Origin of the sequence: Sinorhizobium sp. B11 (assembly GCA_039725955.1) — a bacterium.
GTDB lineage: Bacteria > Pseudomonadota > Alphaproteobacteria > Rhizobiales > Rhizobiaceae > Rhizobium.
Genome location: CP091035.1, coordinates 452,812 through 475,823 on the forward strand (window position 1 = coordinate 452,812; position 23,012 = coordinate 475,823).

The following is a 23,012-nucleotide window of genomic DNA, read 5'->3' on the forward strand; positions in this document are numbered from 1 at the left end:
GTCCAGAAGTTCAGCATTCTTGACGCTGAACTCGACAAATGACCAGGAAACGTCGATTACGATAGCCCCCACAAGCGCATCAGTTCGAGAGGAGCTGAAACATCGGATGCAAGTACGAAAGGGTCCTTCGGGTTCGACCGGTCACTCGCGCGCGGCTTGACGGGCAGTCCGTGGGCCAGGTTCGCGACGGAATAAAAAGTTAATGAGGATCCATGTGCAGTGCGCCAGGAGTGCAGTTCTCCCCAGGCCTTTTTCTGAATATGACTCGATTCCCGATTGATGTTCATCGCTTCCAGCCACTGGTCGACGCTTGCGTTTGCGTTCTTTGGATTTACGACGCTGTCGGCCGTACCGTGCCAGATGCTGATCGAAGGCCATGAGCGCCGCTCGGGAGAGATGCCGGCGATGCGGCTGCCCCATCCTTCGGCGGGCGTCGGAGCACCCGACCTCATCGCGCGAAGAGCCGACATCGCCTCGCGAGCAGCACCGACCGGCATTCCGGCAACGATCGCTGCGCCAGCAAAAAGATCGGGATAGGTAGCCACCAGGACTGCGGTCATTGCTCCGCCTGCCGAAAGGCCGACGACGAAGACCCGCTTCCGATCGACACCATAACGCTTGCCCGCGTGTTCGATCATCTGCCTTACGGAGAGCAGCTCGCCACGATCGCGGCTGACAGAGCTCGGCCGAAACCAGTTGAAGCAGCCTTGCGGATTGTTGCTCTTCGACTGTTCCGGATAGACGACGACGAAGCCCCTTTCTCTTGCGAGGCGTGAAAAGCCGCTCGCAGCGTCCAGGCTCTCGGGCGTCTGGCCGCACCCATGAAGCACGACCACCATCGAAGGGCGCTCAGGCAGCTTTGGGGGCGCGAAGAATTTCATCACGAGCCGTCCCGGATTGCTGCCGAAGCTCATGGTCATCTCGAGCCGTGGCGGCCCCTTGCGCGTTCGCCTCCGGCGCGGCGGCTGCAGAACGGCCTCGACGAGCCTGACAAATTTCTTTTGTGACCGTAACGCCCTTGACAGCGATCTGGAAAAACCGATCTTCAAGAGGCGACCGCTTCCAGTTTTGCGAGCAAGGCGCGCAGGCCCGGCTGGCTGGCCTGGCGGACGGGGACATTAAGTGGGAACCATTTCTGCCTGCGCACCGTCTTCGCGGGGAATTCCGCAGAAAGTCCGGCAACCTCAAGGAGGTGAACAGCAACGTAATACGGCAGGCTTTCCATCGTGTAGGTGAAGGAGCCGAAGACGCCGCTAGTTACCTTGCCGGCGACACCTGTTGCCTCAAGGGCCTCGCGCCCGGCGGCGAGCTGGCTGGTTTGGCCCGGATCGGGATGGCCCTTGGGTATGTCCCCGCGACCATTTCTGCGGCTGCCAATCGAAAGGATGCGAAGCCGGCGCTTGCCGTTGCGATAATAACAGATGGCTCCAGCCTGCTGGACCCGGGACCCTGCCGTCGGTGTCGAGGAAGTGAGCGGGTCGTCGGCGAGCATGTTTTCGATTTCTCCTATGTTTCATCAAAACGATGTGGCACCGAACTATGACAGGAGATCGGCGTTTAACAGCTTCCACCATCAACCGGAGTTCATTTTTGTCGTCAGAAACCGAATTGAAGATCGACCTTTCGGAGGAAGCCCTCGACCGCCTTGTTGGTTCCCAGCTGCTAGGCGAGCCGGGACGGATTATTCGAGCAGCGATCAACATACTTTGATACCCGGATCGCGGGCTTTGGCGGGAAGGATACACGCTTCTCATCCGCAAGGTCGACGAAGCGCGCATGTAGACCGTCAAAGCCACCGGGGCCGCGCGCTCGCTGTTTGCGCGGTCGGAGTGGGAAACGCCCGTCAACCGAGATGAGCCCGTCATCGATCATACCAGTCCCCTTGCCGGCGAGTTCGGCAGCGAGCCTAAGCTGGAACCGGTGTTCGACGTCGTGGTGGAACGGCGGCAATGGGATGTCGAGGAGAACGGCTCGCGCTTCGAAGTCGTTGTCGATCAAGGTGAGGTAGTCGCCGACGACCGTCGCTTCCCGATCTACGAGGTTGAGGTCGAGCTCAAAGACGGAAATCCGAGCGACCTTTTCGTCTTCCCGCGAAGGATCGACGCTGTCACGGGCTTCCGGTTCGGCGTGCGCTCGAAGGCTGAGCGAGGCTTCGCGCTCGTCGAAGTTCAGAAAGTGGTCTTTAAATCAGAACCTATCCATCTCGACCCGGACATGAATGCGGCTGCTGCATTCCAGGCGATCGCCGTTTCTTGTGTCCGGCAATTCCGATTGAATGAGGACGTGCTCTTCCAGAAGCGAAACGCGGAGGCGCTGCATAAGGCCCGCGTCGCGCTTCGGCGGCTGCGGTCGGCTTTCTCACTTTTCAAGGAGGTCATCCCGAACGACGAAGCGCTCAGGCTCAAGGAAGACCTGCGATGGATCGCCGCCGCGCTCGACGAGGCGCGAAACGTCGACGTTCTGCTCGCGAAGGCAGAGGATGCCGACCTTGTCGTCAAGCTCAAGTCAGCCAGGGACGTCGTCTACCGGGATGCGATTAAAGCATTGAATTCACCGAGGTCGCGAGCCCTGATGCTTGGCCTGATTGGGTGGCTCTGGCGCGGGGAGTATCTTTCCGGAGACATACCTGGCGCTCGTGATTTTGCAGCGCGCGCGCTCGACAAGCTGCGCAAACGGATAAAGAAGGGCGGGCAGGCACTGGCGAGGATGGACGACGAGCACCGTCACGAGGTTCGCAAGGACGCGAAGAAGTTTCGGTATGCGGCGGAATTCTTCACATCGCTGTTCGACGACAGACGAGGCGCCCGTCGACACAGGAAATTCCTCGCTGCCATGGAACTGCTTCAGGACGATCTCGGCAGCTTGAACGATCTTGCGACCGGCCCGGATGTACTGCAGAAGCACGGTCTATCAGACCCGGCGAAAGATTCGGTCCTTTCCCACGCAGACAAGGAGGCATTGATCCATAGGGCGCAAGCGTCGGTCGATGAGGTACTCGATACGAAGCGATTTTGGAGATAGCACTCGCACGTCAAAAGCGGTGCTTCGTTCTCGTCATCTAGTAAGGTGCCATCACATATATTGGAATTGTCGGCCAGATCATGCCCCTCAAACTCCTCGGCGAAACAGCGCTCGCTGGAGGGCCGATTCTGGCGGCAGATGAAGTGATCTCTTTCGCGGATCCTCGAGAGCGATCTCGCTCTTCAGGGTAGGTGGGCTGGCTACGCCAGCAGATATCGCTCATGGACAATCGAGAAGAAGCAAAGAGAGCCGGTGTCGCGCGAGCCGACGCTGTTCGGTGAACATTTCTGACGCTCAGTTGGCGCCGCATCGGCAGTCAAGGCAAGCGCTTGTGCGTGTCTACCAAACCGGGCCGTAAGCGGTTGATCTGTTCCTCGAACTTGTTCGCATCAAGCGATGCCGCGATGGGCGAGCGCCCAGGGTCTGCGTTACAAGCCGCCATTGTCACTCGTCCTACCGAAAGCCAGGACTATGCCCAAGTCAGGGCTGCACGGATTCGGCGCGACGCCTGATCCTGATCTCGATGCGACGCCGTTCCTTGACGTTTCCGGCCCGTCCGCTGGTGAGCGTGTCGCCGGGAATGACCAGCTGGGCAGCCGACATCGGCAAGACGGTCACGTCCTTCAGCTTCGGATTTGCCTTCAGAATATTTGCAACGGCGATCGCCCGCGCGAGACCGAGCCCGGCGTTGTCGGCTGGCTGAAGCGTCTCGACCGAAAGCGCGCCGTCGATCACTTCGATCGATGCGTCGTCGAGATTGGACATGCTCCTGGAAACGCGCTGTTCGTCCGTGTGTCCGATCACCTCGATCACATCGACCTTGTAGCGCTCAAGATTGTCGGCGATCTGATCGGCGATCGATGTCTCAAGCCTGTCTTCGAATTCCGGTGTCAATGCGGCGCTGCCTGATGTGAAAAAATAGCCGCCGGCTTCCGAGAGGTTGATGATCGGCGGCCACTCATGAGGTTCGATCTGCCCGTGTAAGAGCTGTTCGAGCCGGTCAGGAGCCTGGTCGATCGGGATATTATTCGCCACCAGCACCTTTCCGACCGCCGCGAGCTTGGCAAGATCAGCGGGGCTTGCATCATTCATTTTCAGCCTGTCTATGATCTGTCGGGCAGATACGAGCTCGCGCCATTCGCTCTCGAATTTGACCCGATCGGCTGCCGACATGTTCGCGCCGAGCTTGGATTGTGCTTCGACAAGCTGGGCGGAAAGTTCCTTGTTCTGCTGTTCCAGCTGAGCGAGCCGTTGCTCGGCGTCCATCCGTTGCCTGCGTTCGGCCGTGATCATGGCGGCCGCGACCAGCAGCAGGCAGAAGACCAGCAGAAGCATGGATTCTGCCATCGTCAGCCCCAGAATGAGGCCGCGGTTATAGCCCTTGTGTTCCAGCTTTGGACCTGCGCTTGCCCGTGTCACCATTTGAACAACCGTCGTTTTGGCTCGCCCGGCGCTGGATTGGCCTTCGTCCTTTCAGGAGCCACCGACACCGGTTCTGTATTCACGGTCTTGCCCTCGCCCGCCACTATATCCTCGACAACCTCTGGGATTCTCGCAAGGCTGGACGACGACGAACCGCTCCTGTCACGCTCGAGAGCTTCGGCAATGCGATCAAGTTTGCTGTCGATGCTGCTCAGGGGCCTGAGCGCGTCGTCCACCGTAACAGTCTGCAAGCGCGTCTGCGCCATCACCTCCTCCATCCGCCGCAGATGGGCATCGGTCATGTCCCTGATGGCATCAATCGTGGGGGTCAACTCGAACCGGATGACATCTTCGGGCGGCCTGATCTCCCCAAGACGGGTCCCGACGCCCTCAACCGCAACCCCGAACCGGTCGATGATCGTCGAAAGTCTATCCGTGGTTTCGTTGAGTTTGCGACTTGCTTCCGCGGCTTGATCAGTCACCGAGCGATTGTGATCCCCGATGATCGATGAAAGCCTGGCCGCGGCTTCCTGGATCGGGATGATCGCCTCCTTGGTGATCGATTCGATCACCTTGCGGATTTCCTCGCCGTTTTTTTCCGCCTGACGACCGATCTCCTCGAAGCCCTCCGTCAACATCTGGTTGCTGACCCTGCGGTAGTTGGAGAACTCGCGGGCGGACGTGTCGAGCTCGGTTCGCACCCGCCGCGTCATTTCCGCAAGCTCGTGGCGGGCGCTGCGTTCGATGTCGATTGGGTCGCGGCGCATCTGGTTGAACAGGATGCGGAGTGTGACGCCGGCGATCGTCGATGTGACTGCGATCCCGAAGTTGCGCACGATCGTCTCGATCGACGTCTCGCCAGCAAACAGGTAGAGCGATACGCCAAGGCTCGAGAGGGTGAACAGAAACCCCATGTAATAGAGGTTGTCGCCGGCCTGCTCGTTGTGCAGGCGGAAACCGGCAAGCGCGATCGATGCCAGGAAATAGACCGCCATCAGCACCAGGGGCACGGCGGTCACAACAAGGGTCGACCAAGCCGCGAGCTTCGCCGTCCAGATGAAGATCATTCCCCCGATCGTCACCACTGCAAACAGCACAACTGGCGCCCAATCGCGAAATGCGGTTCTTCCTTTCTCATTCGACGCCATCACTCCAGTCCCTCCAGACGGGTGAAACCTGCGAACTCTCCGTTGTTCTTCTCCACCCAGGATTTCCAGAATGCCGCCAGGTCCTCCATCTTGAACTTTTGGCCCGGCCGCTGGAACGCCAGGATCCTGACCTGCACCCCATCCAACGAGGTCCTGAATTTCTCGCGCGCAGCACTGCTGTCGAATTTGGCGATCGAAACGCCGTCGCGATAGCTGGAAAACGCCGCAGTATGTTCGACCATGTCCGAGGCAATGTACAAGGTTTTCGGAATGCCAGCAGGCAAAGGCTGGAAGGCTTCGAGGTTGATGCGCTGAATGCCGGCCATGATCGGCGAAAACTCGCCTGAAGCGCCAGACCCGAGTTTTCCCGCGATATCGTCGAGCGGCTTCTGGAAACCTTTCTCCCAGCGCTGCTGCACGAGCTTCGGATTGCTGGTCCACTCGTTGGCGAGATCACCGCTGCCCGGATTGCAGCCGTGGAAGGTCCTTTGAAGCTCGCCTTCCTTTTCGGTCAGCGCATAGACGTCGATCGCACCGTTGACGGGGACGCCAGACACAAGCCGCTGGAACTGGTTCTTCAAATCGAGGGACGTGGTGCCGGAGATTGGATCCGTGACATCGAGAAGGATGGCGGTCTCGCTCTTAGGACCCGTCGTCGGGCAGAGCGAGGCCTTGTCGAGCGAGACGGTGGACATCGCCTGATACTTCAGCCACCCAAAAGCGCCGATCATGGCCAGTGCCACTGCCGACAATGCAATCGTCGCCACCACAGCACCCGTCGAAAAGCCGCCTTTCCTTGAACGACTGTTACGCCGCCTTTTCCGCGCCAACGCCCGCCTCCGGGAATAGATTGTCCAGTCTGTGATACTGCTCGACGGCGACCTCGAAGGCAGAGCCGATTTTCCTGATCTGATCGCTGAGTTCGGCCTGGGCGACCTGGACGCGTTCCGACAGAACGCGATCGTCCCATTCCCCGCTGATTTTGAGGACCGGTACAATCCGCTCCAGCGTGTAGGCGCTCGTGAAGTACGAAGGCTCCGGTTCGCTTCTCGCGGCCCGGTTCGCCTCACGATAAGCCGTCAAAACTGCATTCGCCGTGCGCTCGAGATGACCCTGGTACTCGGCAAACAGACCGGCAGTGCGGGTTCGGTGGGCGATGATCGCGGCCGACTCCTGCCGGCGCGTGCTCAGGTCCCTGACGATCTCCTCGATCTTGTCGTTGTGGTCGTCGCGAATTTCACGAAGGTTGTCGATCAGATCAAGCTTTCCGGAAATGTAGTTTCGCCGCGCCTCGTTCAGCCGACGTTGGACGCCAGCAAAACCCGGATACGGGTCTGTGAGCATGCAGCCGTCAATGAACGCCAAGATCGAGAAAAAAATGCCGATCGCAAACAGCATCCAGGAATTCAATTCGCTCAAACCAAGCGGGTTCTCGCGGATCCGGCGGATGACTTCGGTCCCGGCCCCGTCGAGGATAGTGGCCGATACTTCGCGATAATGGGCGAGCGCAATATTCACGGCAAGCGCAACGACAATATAGCCGACCAGCCCGAACAATCCGCCGAGCTTCATGAGCCAGGACCGGTGCACAAGATTGCGAACGCAGAAGAAAGCGAATAGCAGCGCAGCGCCAATGTTGAGGACGGCAAAGACGACCGCCTCGGTTATGCCGCCGATGATGCCCTGTTCGCTGCCCTTGGCCAGAAAGTTGCCGTTCATGACGATCTCGATGAGGACGAGAACGATGAGCAGCGCGATCTTGACGCTCGTTGCGCCCGCACTCGGGACCTTTGCCGCGCGATCCAGCCGATGCTGCCTCTTGAAAGACGTCATTTCGTCCTCGGCAATCTTGAGATCGCGGCGCAAACCGTGGAGTTCGTCGACGCCGCTGGCGATCTCGGCCTTGAAATCCGAAAGGCTGGAGGCGTTTGCCTGCCGGATCAGCCCGAACTGTCCCTCGAAATCAAGATTGCGCAACCGCCCGTCGAAGGTCTGGAACTGATCCTCAAGCAGTTGATAGGCGGACGCTTTTTCCTGCTCGATGCGACCGACGATCCGCTGTTCGACCTCATCGAGGAACTGGGCCGATGATGCCGGTCGATTGGCCCTGCCGTTCTCGTCTCCCTTTTCGCGCACCTCCAGGGTCTGGGTAAGCTTGTCCGTATCGAGTGACGGGAAAATCTCGGTCGATGCCCGGAAGTCGTGGCTGGATTCGCGAACGCTGGTCCAGAGCTTGTTCAGTGCGTCAAACGGCAATGCATCCTCGTCGGAAACATGATTGCGAAAATCCTAACATGCAATGCGTAGCGTAGTGGTTGTGATCGGTCCAGCAGCAGCATCCGCTTAGAGGGTTTAATTGCGGACCACGGTTAATCTGTGTCGTGTCGGCTACCCTGTCGGTTTATTTCCCTCGAATCTCACGGCGCCATCGGATGGCGCCCGCGAAGCGACCATCTACAACAGAGTCCGCCCGGGCTCGACCTGACGTGCAACGGTGGGAATGTCCACGCAGCAGATATTTCCACAGTCGAGCGTGTTTGGACCCCGATTATCCCGTGCCAACTCCTTCAGCGTGTCCGATTTCCGCTGGATGGCTTAGCATGCTCTTTGCTTTTAATTCCGCCGTGGCGGGATGATAAAGGCCTGATCGGGCCTCAAGGAGATGGTGGATAATCGCTGCCGCTCGTCCCCAAACAAACAACGCTCGGCCTAGTCCTGCCACCTGCGCAGATCCGTCTGGTCGTGATAGCCCATACGGTCGGGCGTGGTGATAAATTCCATCGTCGTGCCCCATGGCATGCGGCAGTAGCAGACCTTGTTTCCAGGACCTTTTTCGGTTGCGTAGGGTATAGCGCGCGGCGCGGTAAGAGAGGTGCCTCCAGCTTTTTCAAAGCGTTCTACCGACGCGTCGATGTCGTCGGTGTAGACACCGAAGTGAGTAATCCCAAAGTCGCTCGCTCGAACCGGCTTGGCTTGTGCGGGGCCATGCATTTCAAAGAGCTCGATGTCAGGTCCGGTACCGATCTTGACCATCGCCTGTGCGCGGACGACCGTTCCGGGGAAAGCACCGGTGGCCCGTTCGAAGTCGGGTCCCTGACGCGGCGCATCCTGCGGCCCGAAGGACTGGTAGATCACCTGACCGCCGAAAGCTTCCACCAAGAACGATTTTGCTGCTTCGATGTCGGGCACTGTGATGCCAATATGATTGACGCCGCGAATGACAGGTGCGGTCATGACAGTTTCCTTCTTATTTAATCGATCGAATGCGGTAGGTGCGGGCGCAACTTACGCGCAGTGTCGCGATCCGCCCCGCGACGGGGCGGCCGCAGAGTTTCAACTGGCCTTGAGGAAATCGATGAGAGCGGCCGCCACCTCTGCCGGTCGCTCGTCCGCCACATAGTGGCTGCACCGCTCAATCGAGCCGCCCGTCACATTGCTGGCGAACTCCTTCAGCATCGGGACCATATGCGCACCGAAGCGCTGATCCCCGCCGAGACCTAGTACTGGTATCTCGAGCGGTCGCTTCTTGTACTCCAGCGCGGCCGCATGATCGCCGGCGAGGGTACGATACCATTCCATGCCGGCGCGCGTGCGGCCAGGAAGTGCCATCGCTTTCGCGTAGATCTCGATGTCCGCCGGGTTGAAGGTGCTGTGATCGTAGAACCGCTCAGCCATGAAGGTCGAAACATAGTCATATTCACGGCCATGGATCAGGCGCTCGGGTAGATCCCGGTTCATATGGAAGCTGAAGTGCCAGAGCCTTGCGATCGTCGCCTCCCATTGCGTCCAGCCGGGAAGCGGAACGTCGAGCACGGCCAGGTGGGTGACAGCCTCCCGATAGATGGCGGCCTGCGTTAACGCCACCATTCCGCCAATGTCATGACCGCACACGGCATAGCGTTCATGCCCAAGGGCAAGCATGACCTCATGCGCGTCGCGCGCCATCGTCGCTTTGTCATAGCCGTCAAGTGGGCAGTCGGAAAAACCCGCGCCCCGCAGATCCATGGCTACCACGCTCAAATGCTCGGCCAGCAGCGGCATCACATGGTGCCATTCCCACCAGGTTTCCGGCCAACCGTGCAGGAGAAGGATCGGCGGGCCTGAGCCCCCAGTGGCGGCGTTGATCTTGATCCCATTCGCCGGCACCAGTTGCTGGGTAAACCCCTTCAGAGTTGCGATCATGGTCACTTTCCAGTCGATGTTGACGTTAACAAAGCTCGCGGCCAGCGTTCAGGGCTGGTCGAAATCGGTGGCGATCGTGATGTCGCGCCATGCGTCGATATCGCTGCGGAAGGAAGCCAGCTTTCGCTCAGCGATCGAATGCGCGATCTGGCCGAGCGGCAGATGAAGCGGGGCGTCATCGGCGTCGACTGCCTGCAGGATCACCGAAATCGCCTTGTCGGGATCGCCCGCCTGATTGCCGTTGTTGGTTGCGCGATAATGCCTACGCGAGCTCGCGGCGTATTGCGGCATCTCATTGGCCGCCATCGTGATCGAACGGCCAAGGAAATCGGTGCGAAACGGCCCGGGCTCGACGATCAGCACGCGGATGCCGAACGGCTTCAGCTCACCGGCGAGCGCTTCGGAAATCCCTTCTACGGCGAACTTGGCGGCATTGTAATATCCGGCACCGCCGCTGCCCGCGATGCCTGCGCCGGACGACATGGTGACAATCGTTCCGCCTGAACTTCGCAGGACGGGCAGAGCGGCTCTCGTGGTTTCAATCAGACCAAAGACGTTCACCTCAAACATCGGCCGATATTCTTCGGGCGTGCCTTCCTCGATCGCGCCGAACAGTCCGTAACCGGCATTGTTCACGAGCACGTCGAAGCCGCCGAAAATCTCGACCGCCTTTGCGGCCGCGGCCTCGGCTGCCGCCGCATCCGTCACGTCGAGCGGCAAGGTGATCATGCGGCCGTCGAAAGGCTCAGCCATTTCTTCGATCGTTTTAACATTGCGGGCCGTGGCGATGACCTGATCGCCGCGCTGTGCTGCAGCGAGCGCGAGCCGCCGGCCGAAGCCGCTCGAGCAGCCTGTTATGAGCCAAGTTCTCATTATTTTGTCTCCGAGTTTAAGTTCACACGACATCCAAGGCGCGTTTCTGCAGAAGGCGCGCCTTTACGATGACAAAAATCTAGGTGTTTAGATTTGTTCTTTAAGTGACAGAATTGTATTCTCGGCGTTCAGTTTTGTTAGGGGGCCCATGATGGAATGGAGTGACGTCAGAATCTTTCTTGCAATTGCGCGATCCGGCACGCTTGGCGGTGCCGCGCGTTCTCTTCAAACGAGCCATCCGACCGTCGGAAGGCGACTGCGCGCACTTGAGCAGGCGATCGGGCACACGCTCTTCCAGCGGACCGCCGACGGTCTCGTTCTGACCGAGGAGGGCCACGGGATCATGGCGCTGGCGGAGCAGATGGAAGAGGGCGCGCTGGGCATGGAGCGCCGGCTTGCGGGGCTGGAGCAGAATCTCAAAGGCAGTCTGCGCATTTCATCAGCGGACTGGTTCGGGGCCTACGTGCTGCCTCCCATCCTGGCGGATTTTTCCAACGCCTATCCCAATATCGACGTCGAGATCCTGACGGGCACGCGCCTGTTCAATCTCGCCCAGCGAGAGGCCGACGTCGCCTTTCGCATCGTTCCGTTCAACACTGCCGATGTCGTCCAGCGGCGGCTCTTCACGCTCCAATACGGCGTCTACATCGCCGAGGATTCGCCTGCTCCCAAATGTGGCGACGGAACCGGTTTCCGGCTGATTACGCATGATACATCGACCGGTCAGTTCCCCGATCGATTGGCTCATCGAGAGTTTCCCCAATGCGAGACCGATCCTGCGATCGAACAACCGCAACGTCCAGGGGCGCATGTGTCGGCAAGGTGTCGGGATCGCCGTGTTGCCTCGCGTAGTCGGAGATCAGATCGCCGGTATCCGCAGACTGGAACTGCCGAAGTCGCCGCCGGCGCGAGATATCTGGATGGGATATCACCGGGACCTGAGACGTCTTCAGCGCCTTCGCGCGTTCATCTCGACCGTGTCTGCCCATCTCGTAAATGCAGGAGCATGATATGCGATCAAGCCGAGCATCCGCTAGCCTCGACCCCGATCGTATTCTCCTTGCGCGCGCTCAAGCTCGGGACCGTAGATCATGGACCACGCATAGAGCGCTTCGAACGGTTGCTGAAGGGAGCGGCCGAGCGAGGTGATGGTATATTCGACGCCAACCGGCGTCGTTGTTGTCAGCACTTCACGGTGGATGAGCCCATTGCGCTCCAGCCGTTTCAACGCGTCGGCGAGGGCTTTATGCGTAATCCCGTCAAGGCGACGCATAATCTCGTTGAAGCGTGACGGTTTGGTGCACAATACAGTCAGGATCAAGACAGACCACTTGTTAGCGATCTGCTCAAGCACCGGCCGAGCCTTCTCAACGTCCAACAATGCCTCGGCCGAGACCGCCTTGTGACCAGGACACGAGCAGGCTTTGACGAGCGGACCTTTGTTTGTTGTGGGCATCGGTATACACCTCGATATCTGCTTTACATATAGTGCGTAATTGACCGTAGGTATAGAGAATATATCCTAACGCCATCAGTCTTGATGGAGTTAACATGAACAGACTAGCGAACAAGATTTCCCTCGTTATAGGCGGTGTTGGTGGCATTGGCGGAGCCATTTCTCAGAGGTTCGCCGGCGAAGGAGCGCACGTCTACGCGACTAGCCGCAAGGGAGCGGAGAGCCAACCTGAGTCAGCCGGCATGGGCAGCATCCGAGTGGTTCGGGCAGATGTCGGCGACAGCGCCGATCTTCAGCGTGTCTTCGAGCGCGTCCGGTCGGAACATGGCCGCATTGACGTCCTCGTCATCAATGCCGGCATATCCGAATACGCGCCTCTTGAAGATATTTCCGAGGATCATTTCGATCGGACATTCGGCCTGAACGTGCGAGCTCTCGTATTTGCAGCACAGGGCGCCGTCGACATCATGCAGCCGGGCGGAAGGATTGTGCTGATTGGCTCCATCGCGGGCGGTATCGGCACCAAAGGCTATGGCGTCTACGGTGCGACCAAAGCCGCCGTCCGTTCGTTCGCACGCACATGGGCCAACGAACTTGCTCCCAAAGGCATACGTGTAAACGTTGTCAGCCCTGGACCGACGGATACTGCGATGATGGCGGCCGCCTCACTGGAAATTCGAGATGCACTGTCCAAGATGATCCCTCTTGGGCGTATGGGCAGACCTGATGAGGTGGCAGCCGCTGCCCTCTTCCTCGCAAGCGACGAGAGCAGTTTTATCACGGGTGCAGAAATAGCCGTGGATGGGGGCATGGCTCAGGTCTGACACCTGCCTTCGACAAGCGCCGGAGACGGCACCCAAGCAGATGTTTGCTTTTTCTGATCAAGACAGCATTGGCGAGGCAGGCAACCTTCCAGCAGGACCTGCCGCAAAAGGCCGAGGGGGACAGGCTTCGACCGCCCCTTCGCCAGCTCGAACGTGAACTACCTTCATGCAGTTCAGATCCGGGCGCCGCCCGTGGCATCGATCATCTGGCCCGTAGGCAAGCGCAGCCGCCCGGCCGATGCCGCGCGAACTTCTAGCGTGCCTTGTCCGTGTTGCCTGGAAGTTGCAATCGATGGGCAGTATCGCGCTACCTTGACTACGAAATGTATGAACCATCCAGCACCGCGGCTGGCCACTACCGAAATCCATCTGACTTCGATCTCTCGTGCGCCCATTCACGCGGCCTTACGCGGGGCTGCCGATTATAGGCGGTTGTATGTTGTTCCGTGAGAGCTGCGCCAGCACTTCAGTACTGAGCGTGCCTCTTGTCCCTGGGTGGCGAAGGCGACCTTCATCGGCATAGGAATAGGTCTGTTCTTCAGCGGGACCGAACGTCATGAAGACCGCAACGCGATCCTGTGTAAAAGCGATGCGGCGGAGGATCGCGCGGCTCAGGGTGAAAGCCTTTTGCGCATCCAGATGAAGTGGGGGAGCGACCAGCTCGCAAATCCTTCGCAGGCTTCGGTCAACAAATGTCGGCATCTGGCCGGCGTGCTCGATGCGCACGTCGAATATGATTGCATCACCCGCTTTGACACCGAGCCCTCTTGCCGGAAGGCTATCGACCACGCCTTTCAAGTGAGATCGCGGGCGAACCTTCAACGTTGCCGGCGAATCGTCCCCCTGGTCTTGCAGGTAGAACGCAATCTTGTAGACCCTGAACGTGTCGTCGGCAAAGATACTGCCATCCTTGCAGCGAGGATGGTGCGGGACATCGTTGTGCCATGACGACGTCGTGTTGATCATCAGGTCGCACTCGCCGGTAAGAACGACTTCGAGAGGATCGGTAATTTCCTTCAATCGAGCAAGGATGACGTCAGATGTCAAAAACCGCGCGACTTCCTCTGTCGTGTACATGGCGTGCAGCTGAAACTTGCCGCCATACAAATAGCGGCCGTTAGCCTTGAGCGATCGCCTGACGACCGGCCGCAAACTTTTCGCCTGCTGCGGGGTCAATAATCCTCTTATGATCGCAAAGCCATTGGATCGCAGTTCCTGTTGCAGCTGAGTGGTCACCGAGATATCTTTAGTGACATTTGCAAGTCGTGGCACTTCGCGGATTAAAGGTTCCATGTCAGCCTCCTGACGCCCTCGAGGCACCCCAGCCCTTACGAACTATCACCCATAGTTGAGCACTTAACAAACTACCCCTTGGAAGGGTGGCATCATCATAAGGTTCAGTCCATCACCGAAAGTGGTAGATGCTTCGTCTGCGCGCTTCCACCGCTGGAGAGTGTTGTGGCTGTCGACCAAAATTCGTTCGCAGCGAGTTTGCCCGTTCGAGCGACCGGCCAGAAGAAGCCTGTAGGATTTCAGCATTACGACGCCGTCCAGGGTGGACCGACGCCCCGGTGGCTGCAGGCATAATTTGCTTATACGGTAATTTAACTTTTGGTTGATGCATCCGAAAGATGCACCGGCCGAAGTATTTTTAGTCCAAAATTGGTACGGAACAAATTACTGGGAAAACGGTTTTTACGCCGCACTGTCAGACGGATGCTTCTAGCAGGCCTTGAGGGATGTGCGATGGACCGTGTACTTGTTGCCTTCATTCGACACCGGGTGATCGGCAACGCAAATGTCGACCTGGGGGAGCTTTTGGACGCTGCCGACCGATTTTTCAACGGCAAGCTTGAGCCGCGTGAATTTTTCAGTGCCCTCAATCAGGTTTCACGCGACCGCCGTATTCGGCGCCGAAACCGGGTCACCGCCAACGACGAGCACAATGGCTACAGCTGATAGAAGTCTGAGTTCTCCCGCAGCTCGTCGGGCCGGCACTCCTGCGTGGGGCCTCACGTTGGCCTTAAACGCGTTGACGGTTGCGGAACAGGATTCATCGGATGTACGCCGCATGCCGAAGCACATAAGCATACTTGGAGCGTTTCGTAGATCAAAAGGCGGCAGTCCGCGCAGGCGAGCAATGCTGCCGTAATCGAGGATGGAAAGACAGCGAACGCCAGCTCCCCTTGACTACTACCCCGACCATGTCATAGTGAGTATCAGAACTCGCTGTTTGAGCGTATACTCTATTCATCGGCCTCATTAGCTCATGGTAGTGGTCGCTTGGGAGTGCGCTTTGCTTCTGCCGTTATGCCGCAGGAGCATAGAAATGTTGCTACCCGTCATATCACTCTCAGATTCCGAAATTGAAGTGGTTACGAGTGCTGTCCGCGAATGGTGCCGCACGCGCCACTGCGGCATCGACAGCATTGAGGGTCGCAGGGCTCTCAGTATTGCAATCGATCTTGCTCAGTCCAAATACGATGAGGCGTCGCTTGTCTCAGAGTTGCTGCAACGACTGACGCCGCCAGATGACGCGCCGGGACAACTTCCACAATCGCGCGTCGGGTGACCCGAAGTCCGCACGGCTTCTTTTCTTACTCGTGTCGCCGCCACAAGCCGGGCGTTTTCCCGGCCGCCGCAGGCCAGTGCGACGGTCTTCGCCTCAATGCTCTGTAGCACTCCGTGGTGCCACAGGCGCGCCTTTCGGGCGCGCGGCTGGTTTCAACGTCGAGGTCCAGTCTGACAACGGTGACATTGGGCACGATATGCAGGTTGGGAAGCACTTGATCTCGGCCTGGTGCAGCCTGGAGATACGGGGCTGCTGTGCCCAGGTCTCGATCGAGGGCTCTAATGCCCCGGCACTTTCGGCTTGTCGAGCGCCGGAAGGTCGGCGCAGTGGAAGACGCGAGCAGGGCCGTAGAAGGAGGCGATCTCGCGGTGGTCCGATCGAATTGGCGATCACGTCACTGCGGAACAGTGGAGCGGCGCGGTAGCTATCGATCATCGTGAACGCTGCCTGATACGTTCAGCCGCGTGTACTAGAAACCTTGATTGATCTCGACTCGCGCCAGGATGAGCGAATGCCGACTATCATTGGCGCTTCGCAACGCAAGTGTCCCATGCGCGGCACACGGGGCACCTCAGACTGAAGTCCCAAGATCGGAACTGCTCGAGCTCGGTTCGCGTTATCATTTCCCGGGGAACCAAGGAGGTTTTTCATGAGCGACAACGCAATGTCCAAGGGGTTTTCAAAGTTCGCATCCGCCATTGCAAACCTTTCCGGGAAGCCGGCGACCTTCGTGCTCGCCGTTGTTCTTGTCCTGGCGTGGGCAGTCTCCGGCCCCTTCTTCGACTATTCCGAGACCTGGCAGCTCGTCATTAACACGAGCACGACGATCGTTACCTTCCTCATGGTCTTTGTTCTTCAGAACTCGCAGAACCGCGATGGCAAGGCTCTTCAGGCAAAACTGGACGAGTTGATCCTGACATCGCAGGCACAGAACAAGTTCGTCGGCATCGAGAAGCTGGAGGAACAAGAGCTTCGGGAAATGAGCCGAAAGCTGGCGCAAAAGGCCGAGTGTGTCGAGGAGGTCGCCGAGGACAAAGCCGAGGAACGGGATCGCAATCCTACTTAGGGCGCCCCGCCTCGGTGCTACAGACGGCGGTTGGGTCGCCGCCGACCGTGACGAGAAGCCTTGCATCTAAAGCGCGCAAACAAAATTCCTAGCCCTCCTACGGTGCCTCCCGCCAACGCGCCCGACGCTGCGTTCAGTCCGTAGAGCTGAAGGGTGAACATGCCTTCCAGCACGAGGATGGCGCATGCGGCAGCGACTGCGACTGCGACTTCCCTGATCATGGATACCTCCGGCGACGACGTTCAAACCGTTGTACGATGCTGCGGTTCCACTAGTTCGCGATCGGCCAACACTAATTAACCGTCATCTAATGTCACGACGTCGGAGGTCGCTGCTCTCGAAATGCGCGGCCGCTCCATATCGCCGCGCGAACCGTCCGAACCCGATTACGTTGTCTGGTTCTCGGCCAACCTTTCCAACTCTTCGGCCTCGAGCCGCTCGATGCCGATCATGTGGTTTCCAGCCTCACTCGACCGGATGAGTTCGTCGACCTTCACCTGGAGCGCCGCCATGTCCCGATTTTGGCTATGCTGCATGATTAGGAGAAGGAAGAGCGTCACGAGCGTGCCGAACATTGCCGACAAAAGATGCCACTCCTTTGGCAGACCGAGAGCAAAACCGACGGCGCACCAGACGACGACGAGAGCGGCGGCTCCTGCAAGGACGAGAGAATGCCCCGCCAGCCAAACGACGGTTTCCGACAGGTTGAGGAACGCGGCTCGGATCTTCATCCGCTAGAAATGGTTTCAAGAGGCGTGGGTTCCGTCGCTCGGCATAAGAACTCTGCCGCACCCGCCCCCCAATTTGATCGGTGTGCCGTATGGATCACCGATATAGCCGCTGGCAAGCGCCGCGGGTACCGCTTCCGTGGCCCATGGTAAAAGACATGACCGCGACGAACGTCAGATATACTCCAAGCACCCCTTGGACGTTCTACTAGTTGGGTAAACATCGTCATACTGCTAGCTTATCAGCCTCCAGGAGAAGGCAAGCATCGTTCGCCCAGAAGTTTTGTTCGTCGCGGAATTACGGCGTCAGAGGGGTTAAGTCCGGCAGTTAGAAACGATCTATTTCGGTTGGCGTTACGGCAACTTCGCGAGCTCGTCCTTGGGTCACTAATACGTTCGTGAAACACCTGCCTCGCGATCTGGATGCGAGTACGCCATCCCGTCAACCGCTGGCATGTCCAATGCCTGCTTTTACACTCGCAATCCCAATGGGCAGTTTCACCTCTCCCTCGGAGACAACGACTTCGATAATGGCTTGTTCGTCTGGCATGGGTGATCTCCGCAAGGTTGAAAAGACGGCGCTGCCAGTGGCTGGCTCGGCAAAGGTGCTCTTGAAGCAATATGCGTTCACACCATCTTGCGCAGAAATGTTTGGATGGCCCTAAGGTTCCTTATTCTCCCAAAGGAAGCATGCGCCAGATAGCGCGGCGGAGCAGCCGACTCTCCTGCTCTACTCGACGGCGCCCAGATCTTGGAACGACTGCCGTTGCTCCATGGACATCCCGGCGTCGGCGATAACACGAAATGCCTTGCCCTGGGACCTTAGCTCCTTTGCCGTCTTTACGGCATCAGGATAGAGGAGTTTCGGCTCATTGTCCGTATCGCGCCCATCCGGATCGAGCGAGCTCAAAGCGATGACCTGGAACCTCGGCAGCACGGCATCTTCATTGTGATCCACGGCGGTCTATCCCTCGTTTCCGTCGGAAACAAAATTGTCGGGCATAGTCTCGCGCACCGTGCGCAGCGCTCTCGCCTTTTCAAGCCAGTTCTTGTTCAAAACGTCCTCGATTGCGAAAACGACATCGTCGGCGCTCCAATCGGCGTCCTCGAGTGCGCGGATGAGCGCGGTGAGTTTCTCGGTGATCACGCCAACCAGCTCGTCATCATCTGAGTGCCTTGATTGCCTCATCGAAACCTCCCTCGCTTCATTTTCCGGTGACGCGGATCGCGCCCGCATCCCCCAGGCTGCGCTGAACCGCCGGGATTTTGTCGGGTGGGATGTCGATGGACACCTCGATGTCACCTTCGAGAGCGGCGTCATGGCGGACGCCACCGGGATGCGATGCATCGCCGCCCGACGCCATGGAACCGGCACTGTTGCGCTCTCCGTTTGGCTGTATGAAAATGTCCGGTCGGGAAATACCATGCTGCTGAACCAGATGTTCGACTGCAATGTCCGCCGCCTCACGGGTCTCAAACGTTGCCGTGATCGTTGTCGTACTGTCGTGCGCCATCTTCACTCTCCGTTCATGACCTTGCTAACAGCAACCCCGAACCGACGTCGAAGTTCCACCTGTGCCGTCGATTCAAACGCCGACTTTGCGGGCTTTCGTTATGATGCCGTTGATCTGCTCAGCGAGCAGACACCGTCCAGATGCGACGATCGGAAGAGCCCGCCAGGGGCTGGGCTTACCGCTGACATTGGCCGAAGTGAGCACAGGTTGCGGCAAAACGATACACTCGGCGTGCTGGAGGATTTCCACTGATCGCCAGGAATGGTCGGCTACTTCCCCACCTATACGATCGGCAACATCATGTCCTTGCAGTTCTTCGCCGCTGCCCGCAAGAAGAGGGCAATCGAGTTGATGTTCCGGAGCTTGAAGAGCCCGAAGATCTCGTGCGCAGTTCCGCGTTCCCACCTTACCTTTCGAATAAAGGAAACAACCAATGGCAACGACACGCCGCCGACCAATCAATCCGATGGACGCCGCCGAAGCGCTGTTCAAGCCGGCCAAGAAGACACCTGCGGCCGCCGCCGAGCGTCGTACAGTTCCTGTCGCGACAGCGACCATTTCGGTCCGGATCGACGGCGATGTGCTGGCCTTCATTCAGGAGGACGGCCCGGGCTGGCAGGATCGCATCAACGCAACGCTTCGCAAGGCGATGGATGCTTCGCGCTAACTCCACCGTGAGGCAGAAGCGGCTATAATCTCAGCCCCAAAGTTTTCGTGCGTGAGAGCGATCGCTTCAGCTCCATCTGCTGCGTCAGCTTGGCCAGATGGCTCCGGTCTGCCAGGCGCACCACGTCGCGGATACGATCGATATCACCACTTTGTGGCTGGCCTACCCTCTTCAACTGAACTGCCAGATCCGAGGGGTCGGCGCGTCCGAAGCGTTTCTGCATTGCGCCTGCGGTATTCCTCGCTTCGTCAAGCGCCTGACGACCTTCCGGTGAGGCAAGCAACTCCGCGGTGGCCTTATCCTTGTCAGTGCGGGAAGCTGTATCAAGCCTTCGAAGCAGTTCCTCGGATCGACCGCTTAACCCTGGCACTGCAATCACATCCTGCTTGTCGCGCTTCCAGCGTTCGGAATTCGTTTCAGCCTCAAGACGGCGTTGCCAGGTCTTACCGGATTGCTCGACATGGCAGGCCAGTCCCTTGATGAGACCGAGGGCTTGCCGGCGTTCCGAATTGTCGCCGAACATGCCTGTCTTACCGACGAGCGGACCGAACGCTCCAGGCGAAGACCGGAGCTGTTTGCCGAGTTCAGCAGGATCCGCATTCCGATCGAGGATGCTTCTGCGCACTCCGTCCATAGCATTTTCTGGGTTCGCATATATCCGTGCGGCCAACGACTTTGTCGTTTCCCATTCGCGCTCGAAAGCCGGTAGCGCATTTGACCGCGCAATGTCCCCCACGCTCGTCTCATATCTCGAGATGGCCGGAATGAGAACTGGACGAGCGCCACGATGATCACCGCTGTCGAGACGGTCGCCAGCAGCCCGATCGCGATTGACCTTGGGTACCATTCGACGCGCCGTGCCGTCAGCATTCACCACGCGATCTGTTGGGCGCCGTAGCGGTGCCTCTCCATAGTCTTGCCGTCCCTTGCCCGCGTCCTGATGACTTTCCATCCCCCGCCGTACCTGGAGATCATTGCAGTAGTCGAGCGTCGTTTCCTTGACGCCTGATCGGCTCAAGATCTCGCCGAGCGATCGCGTGGTCTTGAACTCATCAAGCCCCGCATAAAGCTGCACGGCGTCGCGATGACGCGTCATTGCGACGTAGGTCAGATGCCGATCCATCGTCACCGACGCCAGCACGAAACTCCGATCGACCGTTGCACCCTGCGTCTTATGGATCGTCGTCGCATAACCGTGGTCAAAGGCTTGGTAACTATTCACCGGTATCGTCACCTGGCGCTGTCCGTCTGATGTCTGCGCCTTGCCGTCGAGCCGAACCTGTATTGCGTCTGGCGCGACGGTGACGACCTCCCCCAACATGCCGTTCTTGACGCCGAGATCGCGATCGTTTTCCAGGAAAACGATGCGGTCGCCACGCGCAAAGAACCGCTTCCCGACGGAAGTCTGATAGCCAAGTTCATGGCCGCGGTCTTCCGATCCGCCGATGCCCTTTGCGAGTTCACCGCGCTCCTGCAGCGCGGCACGAATGTCGGCATTGATCGCGGCGACATCCCGGCGCCTATGCGCCATCGCAATGCGCGTGCCATCGGGATTGGCCGAACGATCGGCGACGTAATCGCCGACGATCGACCTCAGCAATTCATCCCGGTTGGGCCTCAACTGAACGCTACCATGCGCCTCATAGGCAGCGAGCCCTTCTGCCGTTCGATGCGAGGCAAAGTGGATCGACGCCTGTTTTTGCCAAGCGGCTTTCTGGCGTCGGACTTCCGACAGCTGCGCGTGACCGACAGCCTCGGTAATTGCCCGGAACGGGGCGCCGGCCCCGATCGCTTGCAGTTGCTCGTGATCGCCGACGAGAACGAGCTTTGCGCCGGACCGATTGACCTCCTCGACGAAGCGCGCCAGCTGCCGGCTTCCCACCATTCCCGCCTCGTCGATGACGAAGACATCGCGGGCAGTGAGGCGACTGCGATCGGCCTGCCAGGAATATTCCCAAGACGCCAAGGTGCGGCTCGATATCCCCGACGATTCCTCGAGGCTCTCTGCTGCCTTGCCGGCGAGCGCCGCACCATGAATGCGATAGCCTTGCGCCTCCCAGGCCTGTCGAGCTGCTGCCAGCATCGTGCTCTTGCCGGCACCCGCCAGACCAACCACGGCAGCGATTTGGCCTGGTCCCGTGACATGCTCGATGGCACTGCGCTGTTCAGCCGACAAACCCTGCCCCGGCGATCCGCTCGCCGCCTGGATCGACCTGTCCTGTTTGGCGATCGCCGCATTCACATGCCGCAATGCCACGGCATGCGTTTGGCGCCCGTTCATCGCCAGAGCCGACTTTGCCATCGCACTTTCGATGGCCACGATCTCGACCGTCGAATAGCGTGCCTCGCCATCACGGCCGCGAACGCCGGCATTGTCTGGTCTGAGTTCGACGAGCGCCTTTGATGCCATGACCGCGGCAAAGGCGTTCTGGAACGTCTGCGGATCGTCGTTGACATAGCGATGCAGCGTCCGGGCGATATCGTATTTGTTGAAGACGCTCTTCTCGTTGGTCAGCAGCCGCAAGATATCTTCGGGACGATTGCGGATGGCCTCGGCATTGCGGTCGGCCGATTGTGAAGACAGACGCGCCCGCGAGACGTCGCCTCCCTGCCGCTCGATCTGGGTCGCATGTACACCGACATGTTCGGTCGGCTCGATCGTGATCCCGGCCTCCAGATGCGAGCGATGGTCGATGCGGATATCGAGACCGGCGATCGCAAGATGCCGGTTTGCAAGTTGCTCCCAGGTTTGCCGGATATCCTTCAGCTGCAACTGCGATGGCATTTGGTGATTGGCAAGCAGCCACCTGTTTTCCCGCTCGAGCAGGGTCTTGTCGCCGAGGCCGGATTCCGTCACCTGCCGCGTCGTCATCATCAGATGCGCATGGACGTTGCGGTTATCGCCGCCCTCGCCCGGCCGATGGATCGCAAAATCGACGGCCGTACCATAACGATGGGCAAGACCCGCGGCGAAGGCCCGTGTCAGCGCCAGACGTTGCCCGGAACTCAGTTCGTGAGGAAGGGCGACCTCGAATTCCCGGGCGACACGGGCATCGCTGCGCTTCTCCGCGCGCTCGGCGGCATTCCACAGCGCCGACCGCTTCTTCGCCCAATCGGCGTCGACGCCATCCGGCAGGACGATCTCGGCGTGCTCGACACCTTGGCGGTTGGAGAAGTCATGCACCAATCCATTCCGCTCGTTCTTAAGGCGCACGGCGGCGCGATAGGCGGCAGACGCAACCGCGCTGCGGCCGCCGCTGCGAGCGATCGGCTTCATGCTCACATGATAGATCGCCATCGCCCTCCTCCTTTTTTCGGGCCGCCCGTCCCGCGCCTTGAGTTGCCCCGCAACTCGTAAGTGCGCCCTTGTGCCTTCCTCGTCTTCGCTCCTCAGGCCTTGGTGGGAGCATGCCGCACGCGCTTAATGCCGTCCTAGGCCGATCGCCCCGACGCTACTACTCGCAGATCTGCGAGTAGCCGAACTGCCACCCACCGTTGCATCATCCAGACATGCGATCGTGGGCGGCCATCATCCGGAT

At 59.1% G+C, this 23,012-nt stretch carries 22 protein-coding genes and 1 pseudogene; 7 read left to right on the forward strand and 16 right to left on the reverse strand.

Annotation, left to right across the window (positions count from 1 at the left end; all coding sequences use genetic code 11):
- Window positions 1-56: 56 nt before the first annotated feature.
- Both LVY75_35370 and LVY75_35375 read right to left on the reverse strand, forming a co-directional pair.
- The gene (locus LVY75_35370; GenBank protein XAZ26054.1) at window positions 57-1,049 is read right to left on the reverse strand and encodes a PHB depolymerase family esterase; all 993 of its coding nucleotides are present in this window, start codon (window positions 1,047-1,049) and stop codon (window positions 57-59) included.
- A complete protein-coding gene (locus tag LVY75_35375; protein ID XAZ26055.1) occupies window positions 1,046-1,492 on the reverse strand; it encodes an NUDIX hydrolase in 447 nt (148 codons plus the stop codon). Before LVY75_35375 ends, LVY75_35370 begins: the two co-directional genes overlap by 4 nt.
- A gap of 428 nt (window positions 1,493-1,920) precedes the next feature.
- On the opposite strand from LVY75_35375, the gene LVY75_35380 reads away from it, so the two are divergent.
- Entirely contained in the window at window positions 1,921-3,021 is a 1,101-nt protein-coding gene (locus LVY75_35380; GenBank protein ID XAZ26056.1) for a CHAD domain-containing protein, read from the forward strand.
- Between the two features lie 480 nt (window positions 3,022-3,501).
- On the opposite strand, the gene LVY75_35385 is transcribed toward LVY75_35380, so the two are convergent.
- From LVY75_35385 to LVY75_35415, 7 genes are all read right to left on the reverse strand, one after another.
- On the reverse strand, window positions 3,502-4,443 hold the full coding sequence (locus LVY75_35385) for an OmpA family protein (protein ID XAZ26057.1): 942 nt from the start codon (window positions 4,441-4,443) through the stop codon (window positions 3,502-3,504).
- A complete protein-coding gene (locus tag LVY75_35390; GenBank protein XAZ26397.1) occupies window positions 4,437-5,591 on the reverse strand; it encodes a hypothetical protein in 1,155 nt (384 codons plus the stop codon). The genes LVY75_35385 and LVY75_35390 overlap by 7 nt, the downstream gene beginning before the upstream one ends.
- Window positions 5,591-6,421 carry a hypothetical protein gene (locus LVY75_35395; GenBank protein ID XAZ26058.1) on the reverse strand — a complete coding sequence of 277 codons (831 nt, stop codon included), beginning with the start codon at window positions 6,419-6,421 and terminating at the stop codon, window positions 5,591-5,593. The genes LVY75_35390 and LVY75_35395 overlap by 1 nt, the downstream gene beginning before the upstream one ends.
- The gene (locus tag LVY75_35400) at window positions 6,399-7,847 is read right to left on the reverse strand and encodes a hypothetical protein (protein ID XAZ26059.1); all 1,449 of its coding nucleotides are present in this window, start codon (window positions 7,845-7,847) and stop codon (window positions 6,399-6,401) included. The genes LVY75_35395 and LVY75_35400 overlap by 23 nt, the downstream gene beginning before the upstream one ends.
- Window positions 7,848-8,300: 453 nt before the next feature.
- Window positions 8,301-8,825, reverse strand: coding sequence for a VOC family protein (locus LVY75_35405; GenBank protein XAZ26060.1), 525 nt, complete (start codon window positions 8,823-8,825; stop codon window positions 8,301-8,303).
- Window positions 8,826-8,924: 99 nt separating this feature from the next.
- Window positions 8,925-9,773, reverse strand: coding sequence for an alpha/beta hydrolase (locus LVY75_35410; GenBank protein XAZ26061.1), 849 nt, complete (start codon window positions 9,771-9,773; stop codon window positions 8,925-8,927).
- Between the two features lie 48 nt (window positions 9,774-9,821).
- Window positions 9,822-10,646 (reverse strand): oxidoreductase, encoded by an 825-nt coding sequence (locus LVY75_35415; GenBank protein ID XAZ26062.1) that lies wholly within the window; start codon window positions 10,644-10,646, stop codon window positions 9,822-9,824.
- A gap of 151 nt (window positions 10,647-10,797) precedes the next feature.
- Here LVY75_35415 and LVY75_35420 point away from each other — a divergent pair.
- Window positions 10,798-11,656, forward strand: a pseudogene (locus LVY75_35420) (LysR family transcriptional regulator).
- Between the two features lie 23 nt (window positions 11,657-11,679).
- Here the strand turns inward: LVY75_35420 and LVY75_35425 are convergent.
- Window positions 11,680-12,102, reverse strand: a complete 423-nt coding sequence (locus LVY75_35425) for a helix-turn-helix transcriptional regulator (protein ID XAZ26063.1) — start codon at window positions 12,100-12,102, stop codon at window positions 11,680-11,682.
- 95 nt (window positions 12,103-12,197) lie between these two features.
- On the opposite strand from LVY75_35425, the gene LVY75_35430 reads away from it, so the two are divergent.
- Window positions 12,198-12,926, forward strand: a complete 729-nt coding sequence (locus LVY75_35430) for an SDR family oxidoreductase (protein XAZ26064.1) — start codon at window positions 12,198-12,200, stop codon at window positions 12,924-12,926.
- Between the two features lie 405 nt (window positions 12,927-13,331).
- Here LVY75_35430 and LVY75_35435 read toward each other — a convergent pair whose 3' ends face one another.
- On the reverse strand, window positions 13,332-14,219 hold the full coding sequence (locus tag LVY75_35435; protein ID XAZ26065.1) for a phytanoyl-CoA dioxygenase family protein: 888 nt from the start codon (window positions 14,217-14,219) through the stop codon (window positions 13,332-13,334).
- A 453-nt stretch (window positions 14,220-14,672) separates the two neighbouring features.
- Here LVY75_35435 and LVY75_35440 point away from each other — a divergent pair, with 453 nt between their 5' ends.
- The 3 genes from LVY75_35440 (at window position 14,673) to LVY75_35450 (ending at window position 16,564) form a co-directional block, all read left to right on the forward strand.
- Window positions 14,673-14,885 (forward strand): hypothetical protein, encoded by a 213-nt coding sequence (locus LVY75_35440; protein XAZ26066.1) that lies wholly within the window; start codon window positions 14,673-14,675, stop codon window positions 14,883-14,885.
- Between the two features lie 370 nt (window positions 14,886-15,255).
- Complete coding sequence (locus tag LVY75_35445; protein ID XAZ26067.1) at window positions 15,256-15,498, forward strand: hypothetical protein; 243 nt, start codon at window positions 15,256-15,258, stop codon at window positions 15,496-15,498.
- Window positions 15,499-16,147: 649 nt separating this feature from the next.
- Entirely contained in the window at window positions 16,148-16,564 is a 417-nt protein-coding gene (locus LVY75_35450; protein ID XAZ26068.1) for a low affinity iron permease family protein, read from the forward strand.
- A gap of 386 nt (window positions 16,565-16,950) precedes the next feature.
- On the opposite strand, the gene LVY75_35455 is transcribed toward LVY75_35450, so the two are convergent.
- From LVY75_35455 to LVY75_35470, 4 genes are all read right to left on the reverse strand, one after another.
- Window positions 16,951-17,295, reverse strand: coding sequence for a low affinity iron permease family protein (locus tag LVY75_35455; GenBank protein ID XAZ26069.1), 345 nt, complete (start codon window positions 17,293-17,295; stop codon window positions 16,951-16,953).
- A gap of 727 nt (window positions 17,296-18,022) precedes the next feature.
- Window positions 18,023-18,250, reverse strand: a complete 228-nt coding sequence (locus LVY75_35460) for a hypothetical protein (protein ID XAZ26070.1) — start codon at window positions 18,248-18,250, stop codon at window positions 18,023-18,025.
- Between the two features lie 6 nt (window positions 18,251-18,256).
- Entirely contained in the window at window positions 18,257-18,481 is a 225-nt protein-coding gene (locus LVY75_35465) for a hypothetical protein (GenBank protein ID XAZ26071.1), read from the reverse strand.
- A gap of 16 nt (window positions 18,482-18,497) precedes the next feature.
- Window positions 18,498-18,806: a hypothetical protein gene (locus LVY75_35470; GenBank protein ID XAZ26072.1), complete on the reverse strand. Its 309-nt coding sequence runs from the start codon at window positions 18,804-18,806 to the stop codon at window positions 18,498-18,500.
- A 433-nt stretch (window positions 18,807-19,239) separates the two neighbouring features.
- Between LVY75_35470 and LVY75_35475 the strand changes: the two genes are divergently transcribed.
- Entirely contained in the window at window positions 19,240-19,473 is a 234-nt protein-coding gene (locus LVY75_35475) for a BrnA antitoxin family protein (protein XAZ26073.1), read from the forward strand.
- A gap of 22 nt (window positions 19,474-19,495) precedes the next feature.
- Here the strand turns inward: LVY75_35475 and traA are convergent, their stop codons facing one another.
- A complete protein-coding gene (gene traA / locus LVY75_35480) occupies window positions 19,496-22,771 on the reverse strand; it encodes a Ti-type conjugative transfer relaxase TraA (GenBank protein XAZ26074.1) in 3,276 nt (1,091 codons plus the stop codon).
- Between the last annotated feature and the right edge of the window lie 241 nt (window positions 22,772-23,012).

Coding starts and splice junctions, on each gene's coding strand:
- LVY75_35375 (XAZ26055.1), bottom strand. CDS start 1,492: ATGCTCGCCGACGACCCGCTCACTTCCTCGACACCGACGGCAGGGTCC.
- LVY75_35385 (XAZ26057.1), bottom strand. CDS start 4,443: ATGGTGACACGGGCAAGCGCAGGTCCAAAGCTGGAACACAAGGGCTAT.
- LVY75_35390 (XAZ26397.1), bottom strand. CDS start 5,591: ATGGCGTCGAATGAGAAAGGAAGAACCGCATTTCGCGATTGGGCGCCA.
- LVY75_35405 (XAZ26060.1), bottom strand. CDS start 8,825: ATGACCGCACCTGTCATTCGCGGCGTCAATCATATTGGCATCACAGTG.
- LVY75_35410 (XAZ26061.1), bottom strand. CDS start 9,773: ATGATCGCAACTCTGAAGGGGTTTACCCAGCAACTGGTGCCGGCGAAT.
- LVY75_35415 (XAZ26062.1), bottom strand. CDS start 10,646: ATGAGAACTTGGCTCATAACAGGCTGCTCGAGCGGCTTCGGCCGGCGG.
- LVY75_35425 (XAZ26063.1), bottom strand. CDS start 12,102: ATGCCCACAACAAACAAAGGTCCGCTCGTCAAAGCCTGCTCGTGTCCT.
- LVY75_35430 (XAZ26064.1), top strand. CDS start 12,198: ATGAACAGACTAGCGAACAAGATTTCCCTCGTTATAGGCGGTGTTGGT.
- LVY75_35435 (XAZ26065.1), bottom strand. CDS start 14,219: ATGGAACCTTTAATCCGCGAAGTGCCACGACTTGCAAATGTCACTAAA.
- LVY75_35440 (XAZ26066.1), top strand. CDS start 14,673: ATGGACCGTGTACTTGTTGCCTTCATTCGACACCGGGTGATCGGCAAC.
- LVY75_35445 (XAZ26067.1), top strand. CDS start 15,256: ATGTTGCTACCCGTCATATCACTCTCAGATTCCGAAATTGAAGTGGTT.
- LVY75_35450 (XAZ26068.1), top strand. CDS start 16,148: ATGAGCGACAACGCAATGTCCAAGGGGTTTTCAAAGTTCGCATCCGCC.
- LVY75_35455 (XAZ26069.1), bottom strand. CDS start 17,295: ATGAAGATCCGAGCCGCGTTCCTCAACCTGTCGGAAACCGTCGTTTGG.
- LVY75_35465 (XAZ26071.1), bottom strand. CDS start 18,481: ATGAGGCAATCAAGGCACTCAGATGATGACGAGCTGGTTGGCGTGATC.
- LVY75_35470 (XAZ26072.1), bottom strand. CDS start 18,806: ATGGCGCACGACAGTACGACAACGATCACGGCAACGTTTGAGACCCGT.
- LVY75_35475 (XAZ26073.1), top strand. CDS start 19,240: ATGGCAACGACACGCCGCCGACCAATCAATCCGATGGACGCCGCCGAA.
- traA (XAZ26074.1), bottom strand. CDS start 22,771: ATGGCGATCTATCATGTGAGCATGAAGCCGATCGCTCGCAGCGGCGGC.